The 23,013-nt window shown below is 67.9% G+C and carries 19 protein-coding genes and 1 pseudogene; 9 read left to right on the forward strand and 11 right to left on the reverse strand.

The annotated features are described in order from the left end of the window. The first annotated feature begins 228 nt into the window (after nt 1-228). The 3 genes from CP978_RS10925 to CP978_RS10930 all read left to right on the forward strand — a co-directional run bounded on the left by CP978_RS10925 (nt 229) and on the right by CP978_RS10930 (nt 2,533). Complete coding sequence (locus tag CP978_RS10925; protein ID WP_150478199.1) at nt 229-774, forward strand: DoxX family membrane protein; 546 nt, start codon at nt 229-231, stop codon at nt 772-774. 328 nt (nt 775-1,102) lie between these two features. Further along, nucleotides 1,103-1,240, forward strand: a complete 138-nt coding sequence (locus CP978_RS34815) for a hypothetical protein (protein WP_158508326.1) — start codon at nt 1,103-1,105, stop codon at nt 1,238-1,240. A gap of 3 nt (nt 1,241-1,243) precedes the next feature. After that, entirely contained in the window at nt 1,244-2,533 is a 1,290-nt protein-coding gene (locus CP978_RS10930; protein ID WP_063839050.1) for an MAB_1171c family putative transporter, read from the forward strand. 70 nt (nt 2,534-2,603) lie between these two features. On the opposite strand, the gene CP978_RS10935 is transcribed toward CP978_RS10930, so the two are convergent. After that, nucleotides 2,604-3,224, reverse strand: a complete 621-nt coding sequence (locus CP978_RS10935; RefSeq protein WP_043448403.1) for a TetR/AcrR family transcriptional regulator — start codon at nt 3,222-3,224, stop codon at nt 2,604-2,606. A 148-nt stretch (nt 3,225-3,372) separates the two neighbouring features. Between CP978_RS10935 and CP978_RS10940 the strand changes: the two genes are divergently transcribed. Further along, nucleotides 3,373-3,585, forward strand: coding sequence for a DUF4287 domain-containing protein (locus CP978_RS10940; RefSeq protein WP_043439865.1), 213 nt, complete (start codon nt 3,373-3,375; stop codon nt 3,583-3,585). Between the two features lie 9 nt (nt 3,586-3,594). Here CP978_RS10940 and CP978_RS10945 read toward each other — a convergent pair whose 3' ends face one another. The 3 genes from CP978_RS10945 to CP978_RS36380 all read right to left on the reverse strand — a co-directional run bounded on the left by CP978_RS10945 (nt 3,595) and on the right by CP978_RS36380 (nt 7,408). Further along, nucleotides 3,595-4,227, reverse strand: coding sequence for a hypothetical protein (locus CP978_RS10945; RefSeq protein WP_144401441.1), 633 nt, complete (start codon nt 4,225-4,227; stop codon nt 3,595-3,597). 77 nt (nt 4,228-4,304) lie between these two features. Next, nucleotides 4,305-6,149, reverse strand: coding sequence for a glycoside hydrolase family 5 protein (locus tag CP978_RS10950; RefSeq protein WP_227745618.1), 1,845 nt, complete (start codon nt 6,147-6,149; stop codon nt 4,305-4,307). 728 nt (nt 6,150-6,877) lie between these two features. Further along, complete coding sequence (locus CP978_RS36380) at nt 6,878-7,408, reverse strand: twin-arginine translocation signal domain-containing protein (protein WP_107070380.1); 531 nt, start codon at nt 7,406-7,408, stop codon at nt 6,878-6,880. Here CP978_RS36380 and CP978_RS35590 point away from each other — a divergent pair. Next, nucleotides 7,407-7,535, forward strand: coding sequence for a DUF6408 family protein (locus tag CP978_RS35590; protein ID WP_221500892.1), 129 nt, complete (start codon nt 7,407-7,409; stop codon nt 7,533-7,535). The two genes, CP978_RS36380 and CP978_RS35590, sit on opposite strands and share 2 nt — an antisense overlap. Before the next feature lie 51 nt (nt 7,536-7,586). Here CP978_RS35590 and CP978_RS10960 read toward each other — a convergent pair whose 3' ends face one another. The 3 genes from CP978_RS10960 to CP978_RS34825 form a co-directional block, all read right to left on the reverse strand. Continuing rightward, nucleotides 7,587-9,593: a DUF2075 domain-containing protein gene (locus CP978_RS10960; protein WP_341275394.1), complete on the reverse strand. Its 2,007-nt coding sequence runs from the start codon at nt 9,591-9,593 to the stop codon at nt 7,587-7,589. A gap of 289 nt (nt 9,594-9,882) precedes the next feature. After that, nucleotides 9,883-11,793: a DUF2075 domain-containing protein gene (locus CP978_RS10965; protein WP_043439875.1), complete on the reverse strand. Its 1,911-nt coding sequence runs from the start codon at nt 11,791-11,793 to the stop codon at nt 9,883-9,885. A 373-nt stretch (nt 11,794-12,166) separates the two neighbouring features. After that, a complete protein-coding gene (locus CP978_RS34825; protein WP_158508328.1) occupies nt 12,167-12,328 on the reverse strand; it encodes a hypothetical protein in 162 nt (53 codons plus the stop codon). 339 nt (nt 12,329-12,667) lie between these two features. Between CP978_RS34825 and CP978_RS10970 the strand changes: the two genes are divergently transcribed. From CP978_RS10970 to CP978_RS10980, 3 genes are read left to right on the forward strand one after another with little or no spacing between them, the layout of a single operon-like run. Beyond that, nucleotides 12,668-13,213, forward strand: coding sequence for a hypothetical protein (locus CP978_RS10970; RefSeq protein ID WP_144401442.1), 546 nt, complete (start codon nt 12,668-12,670; stop codon nt 13,211-13,213). Between the two features lie 47 nt (nt 13,214-13,260). Beyond that, a complete protein-coding gene (locus tag CP978_RS10975; protein WP_227745348.1) occupies nt 13,261-15,603 on the forward strand; it encodes a hypothetical protein in 2,343 nt (780 codons plus the stop codon). Further along, complete coding sequence (locus tag CP978_RS10980; protein ID WP_227745349.1) at nt 15,600-16,337, forward strand: hypothetical protein; 738 nt, start codon at nt 15,600-15,602, stop codon at nt 16,335-16,337. Before CP978_RS10975 ends, CP978_RS10980 begins: the two co-directional genes overlap by 4 nt. A gap of 221 nt (nt 16,338-16,558) precedes the next feature. Here the strand turns inward: CP978_RS10980 and CP978_RS10985 are convergent, their stop codons facing one another. The 4 genes and pseudogenes from CP978_RS10985 to CP978_RS11000 all read right to left on the reverse strand — a co-directional run. Then, nucleotides 16,559-18,466, reverse strand: coding sequence for a UvrD-helicase domain-containing protein (locus CP978_RS10985; RefSeq protein ID WP_043439878.1), 1,908 nt, complete (start codon nt 18,464-18,466; stop codon nt 16,559-16,561). Between the two features lie 3 nt (nt 18,467-18,469). Next, the gene (locus CP978_RS10990) at nt 18,470-20,350 is read right to left on the reverse strand and encodes an ATP-dependent nuclease (RefSeq protein ID WP_043439881.1); all 1,881 of its coding nucleotides are present in this window, start codon (nt 20,348-20,350) and stop codon (nt 18,470-18,472) included. 369 nt (nt 20,351-20,719) lie between these two features. Beyond that, a complete protein-coding gene (locus CP978_RS10995; protein WP_227745619.1) occupies nt 20,720-21,022 on the reverse strand; it encodes a helix-turn-helix domain-containing protein in 303 nt (100 codons plus the stop codon). A gap of 15 nt (nt 21,023-21,037) precedes the next feature. After that, nucleotides 21,038-21,283 (reverse strand): annotated as a pseudogene (locus tag CP978_RS11000) (transposase); the annotation flags it as partial. Nucleotides 21,284-21,749: 466 nt separating this feature from the next. Between CP978_RS11000 and CP978_RS11005 the strand changes: the two are divergent. Continuing rightward, nucleotides 21,750-22,985: an IS110 family RNA-guided transposase gene (locus CP978_RS11005; RefSeq protein WP_043439886.1), complete on the forward strand. Its 1,236-nt coding sequence runs from the start codon at nt 21,750-21,752 to the stop codon at nt 22,983-22,985. Nucleotides 22,986-23,013: the final 28 nt, after the last annotated feature.

Consider the following 23,013-nt stretch of genomic DNA (forward strand, 5'->3'; position numbering starts at 1 on the left):
ACGACGGCACACGGCGGGGTCACAAAGGCACGGCAAAGCACGGGTCATGGGGGAGTCACCCCCGTGGCCAGGTGCGCGCCGGGGAGGGTGGGGACCACGGAGGAACGCCCCTGACGTGCCCCCGGCCCGCCACCCGAACGGCGCCGCGGACCGGGCCGGGAGATGCCGGCGATGGGACGGTGGGAACGCGGAGGGAATCGTTCCTGTTCGCCTGCTCCGGGAGTGACCGTGACCTGTATCGACCGACGTGATGTGGGACTGCTGCTGATCAGGCTGGGGATCGGCGGGGTGCTGGCGGCGCACGGCACACAGAAGCTGTTCGGCTGGTTCGGCGGCGGCGGGATCGAGGGGACCGGGCGGTTCATGGAGTCCGTGGGCTACCGGCCGGGCCGGGCGAGCGCCACGGCGGCGGGGCTCGCGGAGGCGGGCGGCGGCGCGCTGCTGGCGCTGGGGCTCGCCACACCGGCGGCGGGCGCCGCGGCGGCCGGCGCGATGACGGGGGCCACGGCGGTCAACGCGCCGAGCGGGTTCTTCGCTCAGGCCGGGGGCTATGAGCATGCGGCGTTCCTCGGCCTCACGGCGGCGAGCCTGGCGATCGCGGGCCCCGGCCGGCTCTCCGTGGACGCGCTGTTCGGTCACGCCGTCAACCGCGCCTGGATGGTCCCGGCGGCGTTCGCGGTGACGGCGGCGGCCACGGCCCTGGTGGTGGGCGCGCGGAACAAACAGGTGCGCGGGCCCTCGGAAGGCGAGCAGGAGGCGCTCTTCGAGCAGTAGCCGCGGCGCGGGGGTTGGAGCACTGGCCGCGGCGCGGGAGGTGGAGCAGTGACCGCCGCATCGGGACCCGAAGTCCCTTCCCACGCCCCGGCCGGGCACCCCCGGAACGCCGGACTCCCTTACGGCCGGGGCGAGTTGACCTGGCATACTGGCCTGCCGAGTCGTGCATCACCCGGCTCACGACGCACCGCAGGAGTCACCCGGGGCGAACGCGAGGTGCCACCGGAGCACCATGCGCCGTCGGCCGGGCGGGGGCCGCGGGCGCGGCACGGGCAGCGGCCGACGCCCATCGGCGGGCCCCTTACGTCGAGCGTGACAGGGAGTGTCAGTGCGTAAGGCGAGGCAGATGCGCCGCCTCCTCGGGCGGGCGGCCGGCGGACCGGGGCCCTCGGCCCCCGCGGCGCCCGACGCCCTCTTCGCCGGACGGATCGGCGGATCGCTGGGGCACGCCCGCCCCCAGGAGTGAGTCGTGGCCTCGGCGGAGTACTACCTACCGGCCATCGTGCTGGCCCTGATCCTGGCGATCAGGCTGCCGAACCTGGTCAGGGCACGGCGCGATCCGCTGGTGCGATCGGTCTGTCTGGTGCTCGCCTTCGGCGGGGCCGGCTTCGTGTTCGCCGCTCCCCCGACCGTCGCGGCCGTCAACCGTGCCAGCGGGATCCCCAATTTCTCGGGCCCGCTGGTGTACGCCCTGGTCAGCTCCTACAGCGCCTCCTGTCTGCTGCTGATCGTCAACTGGCGTGGCGGCTCGCCCGATTACATCCGCCGTGTCTCACGGCGCTGGACGGCCGGCTACGCCGTGGTCATCGCGGCGCTGATCGTCCTGTTCTTCCTCGGCAGGGCCCCGGCCGACCGGCTGACGGACCTGGACACCTACTACGCGCGCACCCCGTACATCGGCGAGATGATCCTGCTGTATCTGCTCGGCCATATGACGGCGGCCGTCGCCACCACCGTGCTGTGCTGGCGCTGGGCGCTCCAGGTCGGCGGCTGGCTCCGCGCGGGCCTGTGGGTCCTGGTCGCCGGCTGGCTGCTGAACCTGGGCTTCAGCCTCTTCAAGCTCACGGCCGTGGTGGCACGCTGGACCGGCCGCGACTGGGATGTGCTCAGCACGATCGTGGCCCCCCGGCTCGCGGGCCCGGCGGCCGCGCTGGTCGCCCTGGGGTTCATGCTGCCGCTGACGGGCCCCTGGGCCACCACGACCTGGCGCGCCCTGGCCGCGTACCGGCGGCTCGGCCCCCTCTGGCGCGAACTCGCGGGAGCGGCACGGGAACAGGCACTGGTCGCCCCCGTCCCCTGGTACTGGTCCCCTCAGCTGCGCCTCACCCGACGGGAGGCCGGTATCGCCGACGGGCTGAGCCTGGTACGGCCGTACCTGGACGAACGCGTCGGTTCCCAGGCCCGCACCCTTGCCCTGGCCGAGGGCCGCGACCCCGCGGACGCCGCGTCCATCGGCCACGCGGCCGTGATCGCCGCCGCCGCACGCGGCGCACGGCACGGGGCGGCGCCCTGCCCCTCGGCCGGCACCGGGCACCTCACGCTGCCGTCGGGGCGTGAACTGCTCGCCGTCTCACGGGCGTTGCGCCGTTCCTCGATCGTGGCGGCGGTCCGCCGGGCTCCCCTGGCCGCCGGCACCGGGACCGACGCCGATACGACCCCCTGCCCGGAGGACCTCCCCCGGCTGAGCCTCGGCTCGCTCGCCCCTCGACCGCCCCAGCCCGCCCGGACGGCCGAGCAGAAGCCGGACAAGTCGGGGTGAGCGGGGTGGGCCGGCCGGGCCACGACCCGACCGCCGTCGTCTCCCCCGCCCCGCCCGTGACGCGCGGCGTTCAGCGGTACGCAGCGAGGAAGGCCCGCACCCCGGCGGCGGCACAGCGGTCGAGTTCGTCCTGGGTGTGCTGCGGACTTCCGTGGAACATGGCCTTGTTCACCGGGATCCACAGGAGCAGCCCGGAGAAGTGGTGGGCGGCCAGCTCGGGGTCGGCGATCCGCAGCAGCCCCTGATCGGCGAGGCGCTGGAAGGTGGCCGCCAGGGTGGCGAGGACACGCTCGAACCCCTGCTCGTACCAGGCGGCGCCGAGTTCGGGGAAGGTGTCGGCGTTGGCGATGATCAGACGCCGCAGCTGAAGCACCTCGGGCTGGGTGAGGGCCGTCAGGAACTGCCGGGAGAGGCGGCCGAGGTTCTCCTCCAGGGCCTCGCCGTCGGCCGGGATGTCGGCCACCAGATCGACCATGGCGTCGACCCGGTCGGTGGTGGCCAGCACGATCTCGGCGAACAGCTTCTCCTTGTCCGCGAAGTGCTTGTAGACGGTCTGCTTGGAGACCGCGGCGAGCTTCGCGATGTCGTCCATGCCGGCCCCGGAGTAGCCCTTCGCCAGGAACACCCGGGTCGCCGCATCCATGATCGCCTCGCGCTTGCGCGCCGACCGGCCTTCCTCGGTCACCATCATGGCCACCTCTCTTCCAGTACTGGACAGTCTAGTTCTCCCGGGCTACGGTGACGACCGGCCCGGCACGGTACTGGACCGTCCAGTTCTATCCCTGCACCGGCGGACGGTCGGACCACGGGCGAAACCTCGACAGAACAGGACACCACTCATGACCGAACAGGTGAAAGGGCCCGCCGGCTACTTCCCGTCGATCGAGAAGAAGTACGGCCGCCCGATCGCGGAGTGGCAGGTCCTCATCCGCGCCTCGCCCCTGACCAGGCACATGGAACTCGTCGCCTGGCTCAAGACCGAGCACGGTCTCGGCCACGGCCATGCCAATGCCCTGGTCGCCCACACCCTCGCCGAGGACCGCGCCGAGTGACCCGGGGGCTCAGACGGCGGTCGTGTCGCCGGCCTCCTGCCGGACGGCCTTCCTGACATGCGGCTCGGCAGCCGTCAGGACGCTCCAGCTGGCCCCGTCGTCCATACGCCTCCAGGCGGCCGTCGGACGGGCGTCCATCGTCACCGTCGCGGTGTCCCGTTCGGTGACGATGGAGATATGGAGCTTCACCGGGCCGCTGAGCGACTGCCGGTAGACGAGGGTCAGCTTGCCGTGCGTGAACTCCGTGACCTCGTCGATCAGGGGGACCTGGATCTCGCTGAGGGCGTAGCGCACGCTGTCGGTGAGCTGGTACGCGGTGACACCGGAGGACAGCGGCACCCGGAACTCGGCGGTGCACGGCAGAATCACGGCCTCGGCGGCCAGCCTCAGACCATGACGTGAGGCGGCGCGCGCGGCCCCCCAGGTGCTCGACGTGGCACCCACGACGCCGATGCCGGCACCCCACGCCAGGCCGATGAGCACGCCGTCGCGCAGCGCCTCCGCCCAGGTGCCCGGGTCGTCCCAGATCGTCACACCGGCGATGAAGGCGCACATGGCGACGGCGACCACGGCAACGAGAACAGCCACACGGCGTAGGGCCGCGAACCAGTAGCCGATCATGATCCCCCCAGGTCTGCGCATGAGAGGTGAACCCTACTGGGACCGGCGGCCGCCGGCGCGGCCCGGGGGGTGCGGCGTCCCCCGGTGAGGCGTCCCCTTCAGCTCAGCTTCCGGCAGTAGAGGGCGTCCGGGGTGCCACTGGAGCCCACCCGGCCGGTGTAGGCGATCCCGGCCAGATACTCGTCGTTGGCGCACTGTCCCTTGTAGCGGCCGTAGGCGAAGTCGCCGCCCTGGGGGGACACGCCCCGGTTGTCGCCGCGGTCGAACCAGACGGTCCGGCCGCTCGTGCCGAGCGCTCCCGCCGGGGCCGCGGTGCACAGGGCGGCGGAGACGGCGGAGCCACGGACGCTGTAGCCGGTGAGGAACTGGCCCTCGGCGCACTGGAGTTTGGTGTACCCACTGGCCCAGTCCTGGCCCGGGGCGACATGACGCTCGTCGGTGACCACCTCATGGACCCCGGCCGGGTTCGCCAGGGGACCGGTGGACACATCCGTGCACAGACCGCGGTTGCCGGTGTGACTGACGCCGAGGAGGCGCTGCCCGTCGGGGCAGACGGCCTTGCGCGCGCCGGGATTCCAGTCGGGCAGGGCGCGCATCCGCCGGGAGGCGACGAAGTCGCCGTGATCGGGGCTGAGCATCGACCAGTTCGCCACGGGGGCGACGGGGCCGGTGCGCCCCTGGGCCTGCACGAGGCGGCTCCACGCGCCGGCCCGCCAGTCGTCGCCGTCGTAGACGCCCATACGGTGACCGGCCGAGTCCCAGTGCAGCAGGGCCCAGCCGTTGCCCTTGCGGTCCTCGTGCCAGCCGACGAGCGGCCAGTACGCGAAGTCGGCGTCGGCCCGGACGAGGAGGTCGACGAAGTTCTCGAACCAGGCGCGCGGCGCGGCGCCGGTCTCCTCGCGGCCGCCGACGCCGAACTCGCTGATCCAGACCGGGGCGGTGAAGTGCTGGTCCTGCTCGGCGGCCACATAGAGGGCCTGACGGTTGACCACATCGGTCAGTTCGGCGGGGCTGAGGTCGCGGTAGCGGGGGTCGCTGGTCTCGCCGAGTCCGGTGGCGCCGCTGTGGTTCGGGCCCGTGTAGTCGTAGAAGTGGGCCGAGTAGACGAGCTTGCCGGAGTCCACGAGCGTGTGGGAGAGCCGGCGTACGGGTTCCAGGGTGGGGCGCCCGTGCGCGAAGCCGTCGACCGGGATACCGGTCCAGTTGATGCCCTCGACGATGATCAGGAGGTCGGGGTCGGCCTCCATGAGGATCCGGTCGGCGACATGCTGCGAGGCGGCGAACCAGTCGTGGTCGTCGCCGAGACCCCAGTTGGGGTCGTCCCAGACGTTGCGGCGCACCTCGTTGTAGAGGTCGGCGCCGACGACGCGCTTGTCGTCGCGGTAACGGCGGGCCATGAACAGCCAGTCGTTCTCCCACGCCCCGGTGGACTGCCCGGCGTTCCAGCGCTCGTTCCCGTCCACTCCACAGCACCAACGTGTCGTATTGGTGTGGTTGTTGAGGATCACGGCGAGTCCGGCGTCGGTGAGCCCGCGCACCACCGCGTCGTACACCTGGAGCGGTGTCTTCCCGCGCAGGGAGGGGTTGGCGGCGACGGCACGGTCCGTGACGGGACGGTCGTCGTGGATCATCTCGTTGGAGAAGGGCAGCCGGATGCTGTTGATCCCGATCTCCTGGAAGCCGGAGATGATCTCGGCCATGGGGGCCCGGTCCAGCCCCAGCGGGACACGGCCGGAGTTCTCACCCGCATGGTGATTGGCGTCGTCCTCGGTGTCCCCCGAGCCGTTCCAGGTGCCGCTGGCCCCGTGCCAGTTGCCCGACCGCAGCTTGAACCGGTTCCCCTTCGCATCGACGATCCAGCGCCCCCGCGTACTGAGCGGCGGCGTCCAGTCCGCGGCAACTCCGGAAGGCTCCGCGGACTCCGCCCCGGGCTGCCGCGGCACGGTAGCCGCGGGGGTCACGGCTGCCGCACCGGCCACGGGGGGCACGCCAGCCACGGGGGTCACGCCGGTCACAGCGGCCGCGGGGGTCACTGCGGCCACGGGAGTGGGCGCCAGAGGTGTCAGCAGGAGTACGGCGGCCAGGGTGGCCCTGCCCAAGAATCCGCGCACGGTCGACCGTCCCGAGTGAGCATGGCTGTCATGTCTGCGTCAGCATGCTGGACACCGAACCCCCCGTCCACCCCTCCCCCACCAAATCCCGCCACCCGCACCTCAACGGCCCCACGACTCCGGCCGGTCCGGCCCCCGCCCCCGAGGCTCAACCTCTGCTGCCGCGCAGGAGGATCTCGTCCCACCGTGCCGTCGTACATGACCACGAAGGGCTTCAGGTCCGGTGCGGTCTTCTTCAGCGGGTCGGCGCCGACATCGGGCAGACCGATCTCGTGCACGCGAACCAGGTCCCGCACATCGGGGATGCCAGAGTCACGCAGAAAGACATTGGCGCTGCAGGCGAACGCCTCAATCTGCTTCTCCGTGAGGGTCTTCAGACCGGGGGTCGGGTCGCCCGAAGTCACCGTCGGGACCTCGCCCCCGCCGTACTTCTGGAGCAGCTCACCGGCCGGTCCGGGACCGTGGACGGCGACCGGCTCGACGATTCCGTTAAGGCGGACTTGAGGTCCTTGTACTTCAGACCGGCGCACCCCTACTGGGTGACCGCGGAACGGCCGCAGTCAACCAGATAGACACATATCCCGGCCGACCAGCGCCGAGGCGATGCCCGTACGGTCGTTCTCCGGCTGGGGCCCGCCCACGGTGCTCAGAAGGACGAGACGGTGCTTTCCGCCGGCCGCCACAGCGACAGCCGAGGCACCGAGGAAGTGGCGCCGGGAGGCGTCCGCGACTTCGGTGTGTCCACCGGAACAACAGGGCACCGCACCGGGCGGCAGAGCGGCGAGGTTCAGGTCCTGCTCCACACAGCCGATGTGAACGCGATCGGCGCGGTCCCGTCCGCTGCCCACGCATCCGACGCGTGGGCGGAGACACCACGGCGTCCAAAATCGATCTGTGCCAACTGGCCCGTGCACTAACGTGGTTACCCGCTGCGCACCTTCCCGGAGGGTACGTCGGCGGTGTTCCAGGTGCCGGTCCTCGGCGATGAGCGACGAATGGTCTCCACCGCGTGCCACACGCGGTGTGACTGCGGATGCCCGGTAGGGCGATCCCTGCCATTCCCAGCTCACGCTCAGGAGTGGAAACCTCATGAACCCCGTTGAGTACCAGCGTGCACGTCGTGACCTGATTCGTCAGATTCTGGTCGACGTCACGGTGGGAATCATCACCAATCTACTGGTGACGGCTCTTACCGTGGTAGCGCGCCTGGTCTGCTGACCGGCAGGTGGCGGGCCCGGGAGCCCGCCACTCCGCCTACCGGCCACCGTTTCAGAAGAGACGCATCTCTCCGGGCGGAGTGTCCTTCTTCTGACGCTTCCTGCGGCGGCGCCGCCCTCGGCCGGGACGGGGCAGATGTGGCTGTCGCGCCTGCTCCGGCAGGTTCTCCCAGGTGGGTCGCAGACCGTGTATCTCGACATCGCCGACGAGCCCCTTCAGGTAGTCCCGGGTCTCCTCGTCCGTGGAGTAGAGCACGGTCGCCCGGCTCGCCCGGGTCATCAGCACGTGGTACGCGTGCCGGACGAGTCGGGCGAACTCGTCATCGTCCACGCTCTTCGGCTTCACCTTGGGATCGAAGGACCCGGGAACGGCCACCCGCTTGACGCCCGCCTCCTTGTCCGCCCTCTCCTTGCCTCGGCGGAACACCCAGCGATCGCCCCGGCGCACCATGTCCTCACCCATGATCACCCCGCACCAGTCCCACTCCAGGCCCTGCGCGGTGTACACACAGCCGATCTGGCCGAGACCGTTCTCGTGCACGGACCAGATCTTGGAAGGCGGGACGGTCTTGTTCTCGCAGAAGGACTCACTGTCCGCGTTCCACGGCCGGTGCCAGCCGCCGATCCGGACATCGGACTCGAGCCGCTTCTCCTTCCCCATGGGCTTCGTCCAAGGCCAGCAGTAACCGGCGACCATGCGCGCGGACGCTCCCGCCTCAGCCTCTGAACGGATGATCCGTTCAAGATCCTCCGGGCTGTCCACGACCTCGACGTGCATCAGCCCGTCCGGGGTCCACAGCTCCGGCTCCGCGTCGGACACCCCCAGCGCGCCGCGCACCCAGCGGATGTAGGCATCGCTGCCACCGCACCGAAACTGTTCCCGCAGGCCGCAACGGACCAGGTGGGCGTCATAACGCCGTGCCGCGTCCTCCACGAGGTCGACGGTGCCGACCTCCTGAGGGCGCACGGACTGGCCTTCGTCGAGGAAGAAGATCGTCAGCCGGGAGGCGTCGAGCAGTTCGTCCACCTGGGGCTTGGTGCCCCAGTCCTCGGGTTTCCAGAAGCGGTTGGTGGAGCGGTCGCGCAGGCGGTGGGCCTCGTCGCAGATCAGCACGTCCAGAGGCGGGTCGGGTGGGGTGACGAAGTTGCTGAAATAGGTGAAGGTCTCCTTGAACTCCCTGTCGCCGAAGCCGACATGCTCCTGCAGGGCCCCGTTGAACGCCCTGCTGCCGCTCGCGTACTTGACCGTGCGGCCCTCCGCCTCCAGTTCGGCCTTGATCTGGAGGCCGATGGCGCTCTTGCCCGTACCGGCGCCTCCCGTGACCAGGAACACCACCCGCCGTTCATCGGGTATCAGAGCGGGTCGCCGGGGGTCGGGCAGCACCTTGGAGGCCGTGTCCAGGATCTGGTCGGCGACCTTCTTCTGCCGGCCGCGCAGGGTGAAGACCGTGTCCTCGCCGCTGGAGCGGATCATGGCGTCGAGCAGCGGGGTGTTGCGCAGGCCCATGCTCCGTAACAGGATCTCGGCCGCCGAGTCGGCGCCGTCGGCGGCGAAACTGCTCCGCAGATCCGACAGCAGTTGGGCACGGCGGTCGCTCGTGTAGACACGGGCGTAGGAACCGGTGGGCGCGTCCACGCCGACCAGCGGGAGTACCGAGGCGTCGGTGGCGTTGTGCAGATAGGCGAAGCCGCCGCACTCGAAGTCCAGTCCGTGCAGTGGCCCTCTCTCACTCGTGAACGCATCGTAGTATTCGCGCAGTTGCAGCGCCGGGTGCTTCTTCTCGCCCATGCCTGGGACATGCACCAAGTCCGCGGTGGCTCGCTCCACCCGGGTCACCGTCGACCACCGCTTCAGCTCGACGAGTTGGACGGACAACCCCTTCTCTTCGGGATGATGGCCCACAAGGACGACGTCGATGAGCCGTGGGTCCCCGGTGCGGTCGGTCTCGTCGAGGGTGGCAGCGCACTCCACGACCATCTCGACGTTCCCGCGGTCGGCGGCGACCAGATCCTCGGCAAGATGTACCAGGCTCTCTGCCCAGGCGGAACGTTCGGTCAACGAAGCTTCGGTGCTGAGGAAGTGCTTCCACCTCGCGGCGAGGTGGGGCACCATACGGCGTCTTGAGCTCAGGGTCAGCAGATCCCGCGCTGCCAGTTTCAGCAGGAGCATGGACACGAGGTGGATCCCCCAGGGCACGAGTGACTCGTGCGGATGGGGGCATGTCCATGTGGGGAAGCCCGTCGGGCCGCAATGACGCCTGGGATCTTAGAGAAGTGATCGCCTTCCCCGGCGCGCAGGACACGCCGGTCGGCTGGAAGCAGGACAATCATGGCCGGATGTCACGCGTTCACCGCCGCACGAAGGGCCTCCCGATCGCGGCAGACCGAGGCTCCGGCCGACCGGACACCAGTTCCCGTAGCTTCTCCCGGGTCTCCGGATCGGTCGAGTACACGACCGTGCCGACCATGCCCCGCGTCAGCAGCACCTTGTACGTGTTCCGGATGAGCCGGTCCACGTCGGTGTCCGGTGTGGACTTCTTGAAGACCGGGTCCTTGGACGCAGTGCGGTCGGTGACCCAGCGGTCGCCCCGCCAGACCAGGTCCGGGCCGATGATGACGCCGGACCAGTCATATTCGAATCCCTGGGCGGTGTACACGCAGCCGATCTGCCCGAAGCCCGCAGGGTCGGTGGCCCACAGCGCGGACGGGGGCGCGCCGGAGACCGACCGGTCCCCGCGCAGGTTCCAAGGCCGGGCCCAGCCCCCGATGACGACATCGGGAGGCAGCGGATCGCCCGGCTTGGGCTCGGGGGACCACCGCCAGCAGTAGCCCGCGGACATCCGGGCACCGTATTTCTCGGCGCGGCGGGCGTCGAGGAACGCCTCCAGTTCTTCAGGGCTGTCGACGGCCAGCAACTGCATGCGGTCGTCGGGCTCCCACACGACCGGCCCGCCGGGCTCGAGGCCGAGGAGCCGGACCACCCAGCGCAGATAGGCGTCGCTGCCTCCGCAGCGGAACTGGCTGTCCAGGGGGACGACATGGCATTCGATGCCCCGTCTGCCCGCGGCCTCACGGATTTCGTCCACGGTGCCCATCTCACCGGGACGCACCACTTGGTGCTCGTCGAGGAAGAAGACCGGTACGTGGGCGACGTCGAGGAGTTCGTCGATCTGTGCCCGGCCAGTCCGCAGTGCCGCTCGGGTGTAGCGGTTGGCGGAGGTCTCCCGGATGCGGTGCGCCTCATCGCAGATCAGAGCACCCAGGCTGTTCTTCTCCGTGGTCATGAAGCTGTTGAAGTACTTGAAGAGGTCCTGGACTTCCCGCTTCCGGGCGCCGGCCACCTTGCGCATCGTCGTGGTGAACGACTGCGAACCGGTCGCATGGACCGCGGCCACGCCCCTCCGGTAGAGCTCGCCGAGCAGTTGGAGCGCGATCACGCTCTTTCCGGTACCGGGGCCGCCGGTGACGATGACGACTTCCTTGTGGTCGGCGCGCTTCGCCCTTTCCACCGCGTTGAGCACCATGCGGTAGGCGACCTGCTGCTCGTCGAGGAGGACGAACTGCTGTCGCTCCCTCACTTCCTTGGCCGCCACGGACATCAGCTGCTTCGACGGCACGGTGGCGCCCGCAAGCAGTTCGTCGGCCGCATGAGCACCGGGGTGCTCATCACTGAGCTTCGACCGGAGGTGGTCCAGGAACGCGCCGCGACGCTCCCCGGTGAAGAGCCGTCCTCGCCCGTCGCGCTCGATCTCCCGCAGCCCCGCCACCCCGAACTCGGTGGCATTGTGCAGGAAGGCCACTCCATGGATCCGCTCGCCGTGCTCGGCCACCGCACCGTTGAAGTTGACCAGGTAGTCGCGATATCGCCGCACCTGCTCGATCGGGTTGAGCACGGGGTGCGCGTAGGCGTCGACATGACACAGGGTGGGGTCGTCCTCGTGCGGAGCCGCCTGGCTCCACTGCTTCAGTTCCACCACGACGTAGGACGGTTCCTGCGTGACCGGGTGCACTCCGGCGAGGACGACGTCGGCACGCTTGCTGTTCAGCGGTAGCGCGTATTCCAGCATCACCTCGACGTCGTCCAGGCCGGCGTCGTTGAGCGCGGCTGCCAGGACGGGGATGCTGCGCTCCCAGGAACGCATCTCCGAGGCTCCGGGCCGATAGCCGTGCATATGGACGAACTGGTCGGTGAGGTGCAGGAACAGCGAACCGTCGAGTGCCATGACGGCGACCGATTTCGCGGACGCGCGGAACAGCAAGGACTTCCCCCAGGCAGCACGAAGAGACTCGTGCGGGTGGGGGCATGTCCTTCGAGACTCCACCGGGGTGGAGCGGAAGCCCGTCGGGCCGCGTTGACGATGTGGTTCAGCGTACCCGGCGACACAGCGGTCCTACTGGTGGTCGCAGTGGCGGCAGCGGACCCCGTGCCCGGACTCCCCACTGATGTCCGGGTACCGGATATCCGATGCATGGTCTCTGTCCTCTGGAGCCGGCGGGGTCCGCGTCGTCCCGGCTCGGCCCGTCGCCGGGTCCGGCCCCCGTGGTCCGTCACCGCCCCCCGGCCCGAACCCCGTCTCGGCCTGTCAGCTCAGCGGGCTTTCCGGGCGTATGAGGAGAACCCTTCGTAACGGATCAGGAACCCTCCGAGGGCATCAGGCCGCCCTCCGACCTGATCAAGCCCCCGGCGGCGAACAACGCGTCGATGTCGCCCGTCAGCGCGTCCCGGATATCGGCGCCGAGCCGCGCCCATCCGAAGAAGCGGGCGGCCTCCCGCAGTAGATCCTCGCGATGCACGCCCGCGAAGGCCCCACGGGCGACCGCAGTGCCCTCTTTGCGCCATTCGCTCGGGCCGCATACCTCGTTATCACCACCCCCGTTACCGCCGTCACGCCGAAGGATCGGCCACCGGTGACGCGTTTCAACCCCCAGACGGCGCAACACTTAACTCACACCACAAATCGAGAACGTTCGTGCGAATTTGAAGCCGCTCCCTGGAACACGGATCCCCTTGACTGAATATGACGGCTACATGTTTGGCGGGAATGCGCCTTTGTCTCCAGCTCATGGACACTCGTAGCCTTGATGGGATCTTGCGGCTTTGCCGTGACCTACGTTCACCGTTCGGGGGATGCAATGGGAGATCAGCTGTCGCTAGCTACAGTGGCAACTTCAGCCATACCGCAAATATTCGCGTTCCTCTTCGGACGTCTCGGCGCCGTGCTCGACCGTCGTGGCGGAAATAACGCCGATGCACCGTTCGATTCGACAGCAAGTCCAGTCCTGACTGAACCTTCAGCTTCCCTGCGCATCCGCGATGAGGAGCTGACTGAGGAGCGGATTCGCCGACTGGAAACTATGGCTCGGGAATTGGCTGTCTACCACCGCAATCCTGCTCTCATTCGAGCCGATGACGAACACCTGCTGCTCGCAATGAGCGCGCTGCGCGACGACCTGGAGACGATCTACGGGCAGTCGCTGTCTTTCGTCGGTGAACGACGTTCTGCGCCGGGCGTGAGGGTGAGGCAAAGCGTTGACGAGGTCGAGGCAGACGGAGTGGCCCGGGCGGTCAGGGTTGGGCGGGTGACCGCCGACGCGTCGGCCGACATCGAGCAGCGGACCAAGGTGGTACGCCGAGGCGGCGAGCTCACTGCACTCGAAATCGACGGCACGCTCGGATAGCACTCGCAAGCCAAGAGGATTCCGGGATCGGCACCACGGGGGTAGGGGTGAGTGATCAGCAGGACTACAGACTGGGTCTTCCTCACGAGACCGGCCAGCAGTCTGAAGGTCCATCCTGGGAAAATTCCGGTGCACTGAACCCTACGGACGCACCGCATACACCGGAAATGGAATCTCCGGACGCGCGCGTGCACCTGGATGACGAACTGCAGGAGCGTCTCAAGTCTCTGTTGGACACGGAGGCCATTAAGCGTCTTCGGCAGATGGCTCTGCTCAACCTGGGCGAAATGAATGCTCTTAAAGTCAACGCGAGTTTCGAGAACCCGCTTGACCATAACGAGTTTTCAGACACCTACCTTGATGCGCTCCGCACCGTTTATGTGCGCCCGGAGGGAGGCGACTCTTTCGACGATATCTATCAGTGGTGGCGGAACCCCGGCTCTGTTGTGGTGCTGGCTCAGAAGCCGGGCACAGGTCGCACGGCCACCGCGTGCGCGCTCCTCGCGGAGTTGCGTCATGAATTCCCGGCCGTGCGTGTGGGTCCGCTCGGCTTCGGCGGTGGTCTGGAGTTCCCCGTGCGTCGCCTGCCTCAGGTGGAGAACCGCGGCTACCTGCTCGAACTCCCGCCCGATGAGGACGGTTTCAAGGTGGCCAGCACGTTCGGTGCAACGATCGAGCGTTTGCAGTACACGCTGAAACGTCGCAGCGCCCGGCTGGTAGTGCTGACCACACCCGAACAGTGGCGCCGGGTAGGCGGCAGTGCACCTGACGGGATCAAACCCTCCTTGGGAGCGCCATCGCCGTTGGAGATCGCCCGCAAGTGGCTGAGCGCGGAGGGGCCACCTGACCTACCGGTCGAACAATGGTTGACCGATGACGACATCGTCGCCCTGCTGAACGGGCAACCCCCGGTGGAGGCCCTGGAGATCGTCAGCCTCATTCTGGACGCGCACCATGCCCGCGACAGCAGCCTGCCCAACCTGGAGACTCTGGCGCGTAAACGGAAGAACGGCGCCAACACGCCTTTCGACCGACAGGCCCTCAGCGTCATCGCGGCTCGTAACAACTGGCGTCCCCAACTCCTGTCTTGGCACAAGGAGTCCGGCCGTACGAGCTTCCAGCGCAACTTCCTCCTGGCCTGCGCCACCCTGCGTGGAGCATCCGTGGCGCACGTCTACGCCAGCACGGCGGCCTTGGCCTCCGTCTTCGGGGATAGTGACCCCTCTCTGCAGGGACAGCAGGATCCCGGCGTCATCGAAATGGTCGACTCGATCGGGGCCGAACTGCAGGCCGACGACACCATCACCTTCAATCGCCCTGAATGGGACGACGCGGCACTGGAGTACTTCTGGGTGGACCGGCCCCTGTCACGGGTGAAATTCCTGGAGTGGCTGGCCGATGCCCCCTTGAAGAAGCCCAAAGCAGCACTCGAAACACTCACCGACGCAGAACGGCAGGCGATGGCCGAGCGCATCGGGAGCTTCGCCTTACGGTGGGCTGTACGCCATCGCCGGCAAGAACCCCTGCGCCAGTTGGTCTGGCGCTGGCACAACACACCGCTCTGGACAACGGCGGTAGAACTCCTGACATCAGCCTGCCTGCAGACCGCCAGCGGCTCCTACATCCACGAAATGCTGCTGCAGTGGGCCAGGACCGACAACGCCGCGCAGCAGTTGGCCACGGTGGAGGTGTGTGCTGGCGAGTTCGGCGTCCTCTACACCGGCAAGGCGCTGCGGCGGTTGCGCCATGCGGCTGGCTCAGGAGATGAGGAAGTGCGTCAAGCGCTCCAAAAAGCCGTGCACGGCCTGTGGAGTGATCCAAGCGCGCGCCGGACTCTCTTCGGCTACGTCATCGACTGGTGCAGAGACGGCGGGACCAAACGGGAAGCTGGGCAGGCAGCCTTCAGGGCTCTGGCCGAGTCGACACACCCCGATGCTCCTACGCTCCCCGCCCTCCTCCCCCATAGCGACGAAGCGGAATTCACGGCCCCTGTTGCCGATCTCATCGTCGGCTGGCGAGCCCTCCTCCAGGGTACGCAGGGATTCGAAAGGCATGGTCAGGCATCAGTGGTCGTGTGTCTGTGGCTGGATGCGGCGCTCAGCCATCCGCACGTCCATGCTGACGTACTGAAGATCTTCAGCACAGCGGTGAAGCTCACTGACCCGACGGGAACATCGGGCGAGAACGCCCGCGACCGGCTGCGGGCGACCGCACGGGAATGGGCCAAGGCCGCCGCGCTCGAACAATCGGCAGGCCGTATCGAGCTCCCATCCGCCGGACAGGCTCACCGTGCCGTGTACACCGAGCTCGCGCAGCTGCTCGACGACGGCATCATCGAGACCTTCCAGCAGACTCTGACTCAAGTCGGCAGCGAAAAAGAATCCGCATGATGCGACGCCGCACGCGCCGCAACCACCCTTCCGAGTCCACCAGCCAGACGTGGACATCCGTCTTTCATGATCGGCCGGCAAGTCGTGATGCAGGTCTGTCATTCGATGCAGTCATCCGCGTCGAATGGCGTCACTCTGCGCAGGGGCCGACCAACCCTGGCGCCCGGCATGCAGCAAGCCGCGCTGCCCGCCTCCTGGTGGAAAAGCATCTGGGCAGCGAATCAGTACTCCGCGTCGCTGCGGCGGAGCAGGAACTCGCAGCGGCTCTATGTGACCAACTACCCTTCACTCGCGACGGTGCTGAACTACTCAACATCAGCGCGACCCTGCGCGTCGACGACGACGCAGCGGAGGGCGCACGTCTTATGGAACGAGCCCGCCACGAGTTCGAGCTCGACGAAATGGACCGCCGTCAAGCGCGCGCCCGCATGGAGTTCCTCCGCAACGAGCTGCTCGCGAACCCGTCCGCTGCACGCCTGTACGCGCTCATCCAGCGTTCCCCCCGACTGGGCGGCCCACCTGAGAGAAGCGATCCCGAAGAGCTCGTACGACAGATCCATGAATGGCACCCAGATTCCCGCTGGATTCTCGTCGCCCACACACTGCACACGTTCATCAACAAGCTCACTGAAGACAATGCACGCGACTTCCTGAAAATCCTGGGCAGCGCGATGACCACTCTCGGCCACCGGCAACTCGCCGAGGAAATCTCCGCCGCCGAGGAAGCGGAGTGAGCCTGAACCTGCTGCGCTGGCTACTGGCACCGCGCACCAGCCTGCTCGCTCGCCGCATCCGCAGGACCCGCCAGCACGAGATCTCTTCGGACGCCGCGTGGCGACTGGCCAGGCTACGGCTGCATCCGGACGAGGTGCCCTACCGTAACCACGGTCACAGCCCTCCCTCGTAAATACCGGCGAGTTGCTGCCAGGCTGAGTCCACTGCAGGAGTGCGCCGCTCAAAGGGCCTTGATGTCGTGAACAGTCCAGCCGCGAGCCGTCATCGCTTCGGAGTACGGTTCGGCTCTTGTGCGGTGCGCGGCGAAGGCAAGCAGATGTGTGGGGCGGGTGGCGCCCACGAAGACGAGCTGCGCCGCACGCTGCACCGTGACCAGGGCTTTGGTGGCGTCCTGCTGCTGGCTCAGCAGTCCGAGGACCTCGTGTACGTCGTACTTCTTTCCGCTGCGTTCCAGGCATTCGAGGATGAGCGTCGCCGTGTGAGTTTCGCCCTTGGCGCTCTGGATCGATCCCGCAACTGACGGCACTACTCCGTGTTCCGTATCCGCCGGCACTTCGGGCACTGGGGCTGGCTGGTCAGCGCAGGGGACGTGGGCGAGGGGGTCGGTCAGGCGTGCGACCCCTTTCAGGGGGCTCTGGGTCAGGTCGGGCAGCAGGCGCTGCAGCCGGGCGGTGATGACTGCCCACTCGGCGTGGCTGTCGAGGGGGCTCGTCAGCATGTCGTGCAGGAGGAGGCGTGTCCTGCCTCCGGCGGTGGCCGGGTCTCGGTCCAGGCGTCTCAATGGGGGCAGGCTGCCTGAGGTGGCGAGCCGGGCCACGGCACGGATTGCGTTCCACAGGAGTGTGACGGCTGCGTGGTTGTCGCCGGCTTGCCGGTGTGCCTGGGCGGTGCGTGCCGATGTGATGAGACTGCCGATTGCCTGGCTGGGCACAGTGGTGAAGCCGGGCACGTAGCAGGAGACGGACTGGGGAAAGGCCTTCGCGCCGCCGGGGGTGAGGCGGGATCCCAGGACGCGGGGCGGGCTGTCGAGCAGCAGCGGGCGGGGGATGGTGGCTGCTGCCATGCGTTCGAAGGCCGGCACGACCTCGCTGACGGTGTTGTCGTCGAAGAGCAGGAGGGCGATGGTCCCGTCGTGGCCGGCGCCGTCGATGCGCTGGCGGCGGTGGATGGTGAGGTCGCTGGCGAGTGCGGCGACCTTGCTGCCGAACCGGCGGCTGACGGGAAGTTGGGCGGCGTGGGGCAGTGGGAACGACGACGGCTGGGCCACGCTGGGTCCGTCGGTGAAGATGCGCTGGTTGACGTCGCCTACTCGCTGGACGACTGTGCTCGGGGAGCCGAAGACCCTGTCGAGCAGGCGCTGCTGAAGGTCACTGGTGTCCTGCATTTCGTCCAGGAGGACGAAGGGGAAGCGGTGGGCGGCTGCTTCGGCGAGCTGCGGGTAGTGGGTGAGGTGGTGCTCCGCGAGGGCGAACATGTCGTGGTAGCGGAAGATGCCCTGCTCGGTGAGCTTCTCCTTCAGTGCCACGAACTGCCGGCCGCTGGGGGTGTCGGGCTTGAACGGCTGGGTGCCGTCCGGTCCGGTCGGGGTGAGCTTTCCGGCGTCGCATACGTAGCGGGCTTCCGACACGAGTGCGGGACCGTTGCGGCGCTTTCCGAGGAAGGTGTTCAGCGTGCGGAAGGCGGGGTGGCGTTCCAGCAGGCGCAGGGCCGCGGCCGCGTAGGTGTCGTCGTCGACGGCCTGGACTTCGACGCCGCGGGCTCGGAGGGCGGGCAGGGCGAAGAAGGTGTTGGTGAAGGCCTGGATCGTACCGATGAAGTGCGGGTACTGCAGCAGTCGGCCTCCGGCCGGTGTGATGGCGAGGCGGCTGCTGATCTCGTCTTTGGCCGTGTTGGTGTGGGACAGGACGCAGATGCCGCGGGTTGGTGAGTTCCATCCCTGGCCCAGCAGGGCGAGTTTGAGTCCGACCAGGCTGGTCTTGCCAGATCCGGGGGCTGCTTGCAGGTCCAGGCGCTCAGCGCTTTGGATGAAGTCCCACTGTTCCTGGTGCGGCAGTTCGAGGCCGAGCTGCTGGGCGAGGGCTTCGACCTTGTCCTTGATGAAGACGTCGGGTGCGTAGAGGGGCGTCATCGCTCAGACCTCGCTGCACAGGTAGGTGAAGGCGGCCACGAGGTAGGGCGGCAGATCAGCTTCGGTCACGGTCGTGGTCTGCAGGAGCCGGGCCGCGTGGTGGGCGGCGATCGGCTTGCTGCCCCGGCTCATGCGCAGCGGCTCATAAATGTCCAAGGCCGCCTTTTCCAGGGGCACGTTGCTCTCTCGCCACTTCGTCACTTCCACCTGCGCGGCACGATCCAGGTCGGCGAGCTTCGCTGCGGTGGGCCAGGTGGTTTTGGAGGCGACGGCGGCGCGGACGGCCTGGTGCATGAGGGTCGCCATGGTCCAGGAGGCGGCGGCCAGATCGTACTCCAGCGTCCAGTGGTCGGAGACGAAGGTGCGCACGTGGCCGCTGTCCTCCGCCGTGAGCGCGGCGACGTGATCGGTGATCTGCTGCTCGGTCATCTCTGCCGAGCACTTCAGCTTCTTGCGCATCTCCTCCGAGGTGCCGGCGGGTACAAGGTCCCGGTCGCGGATGCAGGCCACCGCGACCGGGACCTGTTCACCGTCGCGCTGGAAGATCCGGCTGTAGCGGAAGAGGCCGACACCGCCGACGTTGACGATGCTGACACCGCATTCGCTGAAGGACTGTCCGAGCGCCTGTGCGAGAGCGGGCAGCAGGATGGCTTCGGCATCGCCCTCGACGATGGCCACGCTGCGGGCGAAGAACAGGTTGGCCTTGGTCACGTCGAGGAAGCGCGTGAGAAAGGCGTAGTCGCCCTCGTCGAGGCGGGTCAGGCCCGGCGCCAGACGGAACGTGGACCCGCGGGCGACGAGCGTGAGGTGCTCGACCGGGATGGCCGAGGCCAGGTTGGGACTGTGGGTGGTGAGGATGACCTGGACCGGGGGCGCCCCCGCCGTCTTGGCAGTCTCGGCGCGGTCCCGCAGAAGGTCCATGATGCGGGTCTGGAGCTGCGGATGGAGGTGGGCTTCGGGTTCCTCGATCAGCAGCAGCGGGGCGAAGGCACTCTTGCCGAGCAGCAGCAGCTCGGCTGCCATGAACAGGGCGTTGTTGTAGCCCAGGCCATGTCGGGTCCACTCCCCCGTACCGGCGAACAGGGTCAACTCCAAGCGTTCCAGCGCACGGGCGAGGGTGGCATCTCCGGCGACGCCGATCTCGCCGCGCAGGACGTCGGAGCCGATGGAGAATTTCTCCAGGTAGCCGGTGTTGATGTCGTTGCGGGCGGCCTTCACCGCCTCGTTGTCGCTGATGTGCCGTTCTGCCCGCCGCAGGATGCCGACCAGGGTGCTGGCGGTGCCCTTCACTTCATCGAAATCGTCCTCGCCCTGTTCTCGCATGGCCGGATAGCCGGCGAGGATCTGTGAGAGCCGGGATCCCCGGCCGGAGCGCAGTTCGGCCTCAGCGTCTCGCAAGGGGCGCAAGTAGGTAGCCTTCAGCAGCTCGCGCGCTGCACCGTCCAGAGCCGGCCCCTGCCCCTCGCGGCCGGTACGCGTGGTCACCGCAACACGGTGGGGTCGCAGCGGATCCATGAGCTCCGCCTTGACGGTGACATAGAGCGCGACATTCCCGTCATCGTCTGTGGTGAGAAGTTCCAGGAAGACCCCTTGTTCTTCCGTCGTCAGGTCCTTGAAACCACAGGTAATCTTGAAGGCGTCCGCGCGGCCCCCCACTCCGACGTGGAAGTCGTCGCGCGTGATCCGGTAGTAGTCAGCCGCTGTAGTCAGCAGGCACAAACGGATCGCGTCAATGATGGCCGTCTTGCCGCTGTCATTCTCGCCGACGAGGACGTTCGTGGCGGGACCGAACTCCAGGCTCAGACTGGCGTCCGCGTCGCCGTTCTTCTGCGGCGTCGAACCGAAGACCCGGAAGTTCTCTGCGTACAGGCACGCAAGGTACAACGACGTCCCCCGAGCAATGAGGCCCGCGCCCTGGCTGGCACAGGCGGCTACAACCGCCTCAAGTGCCCCACCCGTGCGCGGTTCTGACGCATCATACGACTAAACATGACACGCGTGTCTCGCTAGGAGAATCAGCTCCCAAAGCCAGAAATGGACACGTCAGATCCAGCAAAACCCAACGACGAGGCAGAACCGTCATTGCCGCGCGACAGCAGGAGAGGGTGGACTCTCATGGCCGGCATACCTGCCAGCGGGCACCTGCTGCGCACACCGCCTGCACGGACCCTCGAAGGAAACACGACGATCAACGGCGCCTACGCCCTCACGACGGCCCGTGGACGATCACGAACGCTCGACAGCCGGTCCGGACTACGGAGGTCCGGGCTCGCCGACACCCTCCCCGGCGATGTGGTTAACAAGCTCTCCCGGCTCCGCATCGAGCCCAGCGGCAATGTCCAGAAGCGTCAGCACGCTAGGGCTGCGCTGCCCATGCTCGATATAGATGCGTCCGCGGAAACTCAACCCGCTACGCTCCGCGAGCTGTTCCAAACTGTATCCCCGGCCCTCTCTGAGGCGTCGAATCTGCATACCGAGGGACAGGAGTCGGGGATCTGGTGACGGTTCGCGTGGTGGCACACAGCGACACCACCCGTGCGACTTCTCCCGGACCATGAACAGCTGTGCATAGTTGTGCTCCTCTTTCCAGTCCGCAAGTTCGGTCTGGCCGCGCTCGCGGCGGTGCGGAATGACGAGTCCGGTGCCCGGGTAGCCACCGTCGGCGATCGTGATGGTCTTGCCGACGGCGGCCTTGGCGCCGGACTCCTCCCATGCCTTGCAGTCGTTGCGGTTACCGGCGAGCGGCCGGCCGACCACGACGACCAGGCGGGTGTCGGCGTCGATGACGACCTGGTGGTTGGTGGAGTACCGGTAGTTCTAATAGGTCATCGGTGGCCCCGAGCACGTGAGTGCAAGGGGTGCCATGCGAGGCGGAAGCCTGCTAATAGGTCATCGGTGGCCCCGAGCACGTGAGTGCAAGGGGTGCCATGCGAGGCGGAAGCCTGCTGCCGTTCCGGGACTGGATCCCCGTTGTCAAACTGGCTCCGCCTCGCGCCTTGCCCTGCCGGGCGGAGACCTTCGGTAGTTCCGGGACCTTGATCTCTCGTCTAAGACCGGTCCCGCCCGGCAGGAGCTCGGATATCACCGGCTTTCATGTCCTCAGCCCGCCGACAGGGGCCACCTCTCAGCAGTTCGCGAGCCCATGAGCTCTCCAGCAGACCGAGGTCCCTGTCGGTCGCTGGAGACACGAACGGCTCATGAGATGGCGTGCCTGGAGCACTTCTATTAGATCGCCGCGTGCTCCGCGTGGGACTGACCTGCAGATTCATACGGAGGTACAGGGTTGAGCAAGATTTTCTGCGGCATCGACTGGGCGGAGGGGCACCACGACATAGCCCTGGTCGACCAGGACGGAACCCAGGTGGCCAAGCTGCGGATCAGCGACGACAGTGCCGGCTTCCACGCGCTGACAGAGCTTCTGACCCGGCACGGTGACACCGCAGAGGGTCCGATTCCTGTCGCCATCGAGACGCCGCGCGGGCTCCTCGTCGCCAGCTTGCGGGCCACCGGCCGTCAGATCTACGCGATCAACCCACTGGCCGCAGCCCGCTATCGCGATCGCGGCAGCGTCTCCCGAGCCAAGTCCGACGCAGCGGACGCCCGGGTTCTGGCCAACATCCTGCGGACCGACCGACACGCCCACCGTCCCTTGCCCGACGACAGCGAGGCCGGACAGACCATCGCTGTTCTGGCCCGCGCACACCAGGACGCGATCTGGGACCGGCAGCAGATGATCAACCGGCTCCGGTCACACTTGCGCGAGTACTACCCAGCCGCCCTCGCCGCCTTCCACGGAACCGGCAAGCCGGGACTCGGCTCACCACGCGCCCGCGTGATCCTGACTGCCGCGCCCACGCCGGCCGACGCCGCCAGGCTGACCCGCAGCCAGCTGCGCGCGCTGCTCAAGCGCGGCGAGCGTCCAGGCTGTGGAATCGAAGCCGAGGTCGAGCGGCTTCGGACAGCCTTCCGCGCCGAATACTTGCGGCAACTGCCGCAGGTCGAACAGGCTCTGGGGCACCAGGCAGTCGCGCTCATCCGACAGGTCGACGCCGCCTGCCTCAGCGTCACTCAGCTCGCGGCGGCGACGGAGGAAGCATTCCTCGCGCATCCGGATGCCGACATCATCACGAGCTTCCCGGGGCTGTCTGTACTGTCCGGGGCACGTGTCCTCGCCGAGATCGGGGATGACCGCGAACGCTTCGCAGACGCCAGAGCCATGAAGGCATACGCCGGAGCTGCACCTGTTACGCGAGCCTCCGGTCGAAGCCACGTAGTCGTAGCCCGGACCGTCAAGAACCAACGACTGGCCTCAGCCGGGCACATGTGGGCCTTTGCAGCCCTCCGAACGCAGGCTCCACGAGCCCACTATGACCGACGGCGAGCTGGTGGAGAACGCCATACCGCAGCTCTCAGAAACTTGTTCAACAAACTGCTCGGCTGCCTCTACCACTGTCTGCGGCACCGCGCGCTGTTCGACCCCGATCGCGCCTTCGCGCCGCCTGTGGACCTTGCTGCCTGAACATCTCCTTGACCAACCAACGACATGA

It is taken from the genome of Streptomyces nodosus (assembly GCF_008704995.1).
Lineage (GTDB): Bacteria > Actinomycetota > Actinomycetes > Streptomycetales > Streptomycetaceae > Streptomyces > Streptomyces nodosus.

Coding starts and splice junctions, on each gene's coding strand:
- CP978_RS10935 (WP_043448403.1), bottom strand. CDS start 3,224: ATGATGGTGACCGAGGAAGGCCGGTCGGCGCGCAAGCGCGAGGCGATC.
- CP978_RS10940 (WP_043439865.1), top strand. CDS start 3,373: ATGACCGAACAGGTGAAAGGGCCCGCCGGCTACTTCCCGTCGATCGAG.
- CP978_RS10945 (WP_144401441.1), bottom strand. CDS start 4,227: ATGCGCAGACCTGGGGGGATCATGATCGGCTACTGGTTCGCGGCCCTA.
- CP978_RS35590 (WP_221500892.1), top strand. CDS start 7,407: ATGAACCCCGTTGAGTACCAGCGTGCACGTCGTGACCTGATTCGTCAG.
- CP978_RS36380 (WP_107070380.1), bottom strand. CDS start 7,408: ATGAGGTTTCCACTCCTGAGCGTGAGCTGGGAATGGCAGGGATCGCCC.
- CP978_RS10970 (WP_144401442.1), top strand. CDS start 12,668: ATGGGAGATCAGCTGTCGCTAGCTACAGTGGCAACTTCAGCCATACCG.
- CP978_RS10980 (WP_227745349.1), top strand. CDS start 15,600: ATGATGCGACGCCGCACGCGCCGCAACCACCCTTCCGAGTCCACCAGC.
- CP978_RS10985 (WP_043439878.1), bottom strand. CDS start 18,466: ATGACGCCCCTCTACGCACCCGACGTCTTCATCAAGGACAAGGTCGAA.
- CP978_RS10995 (WP_227745619.1), bottom strand. CDS start 21,022: ATGGTCCGGGAGAAGTCGCACGGGTGGTGTCGCTGTGTGCCACCACGC.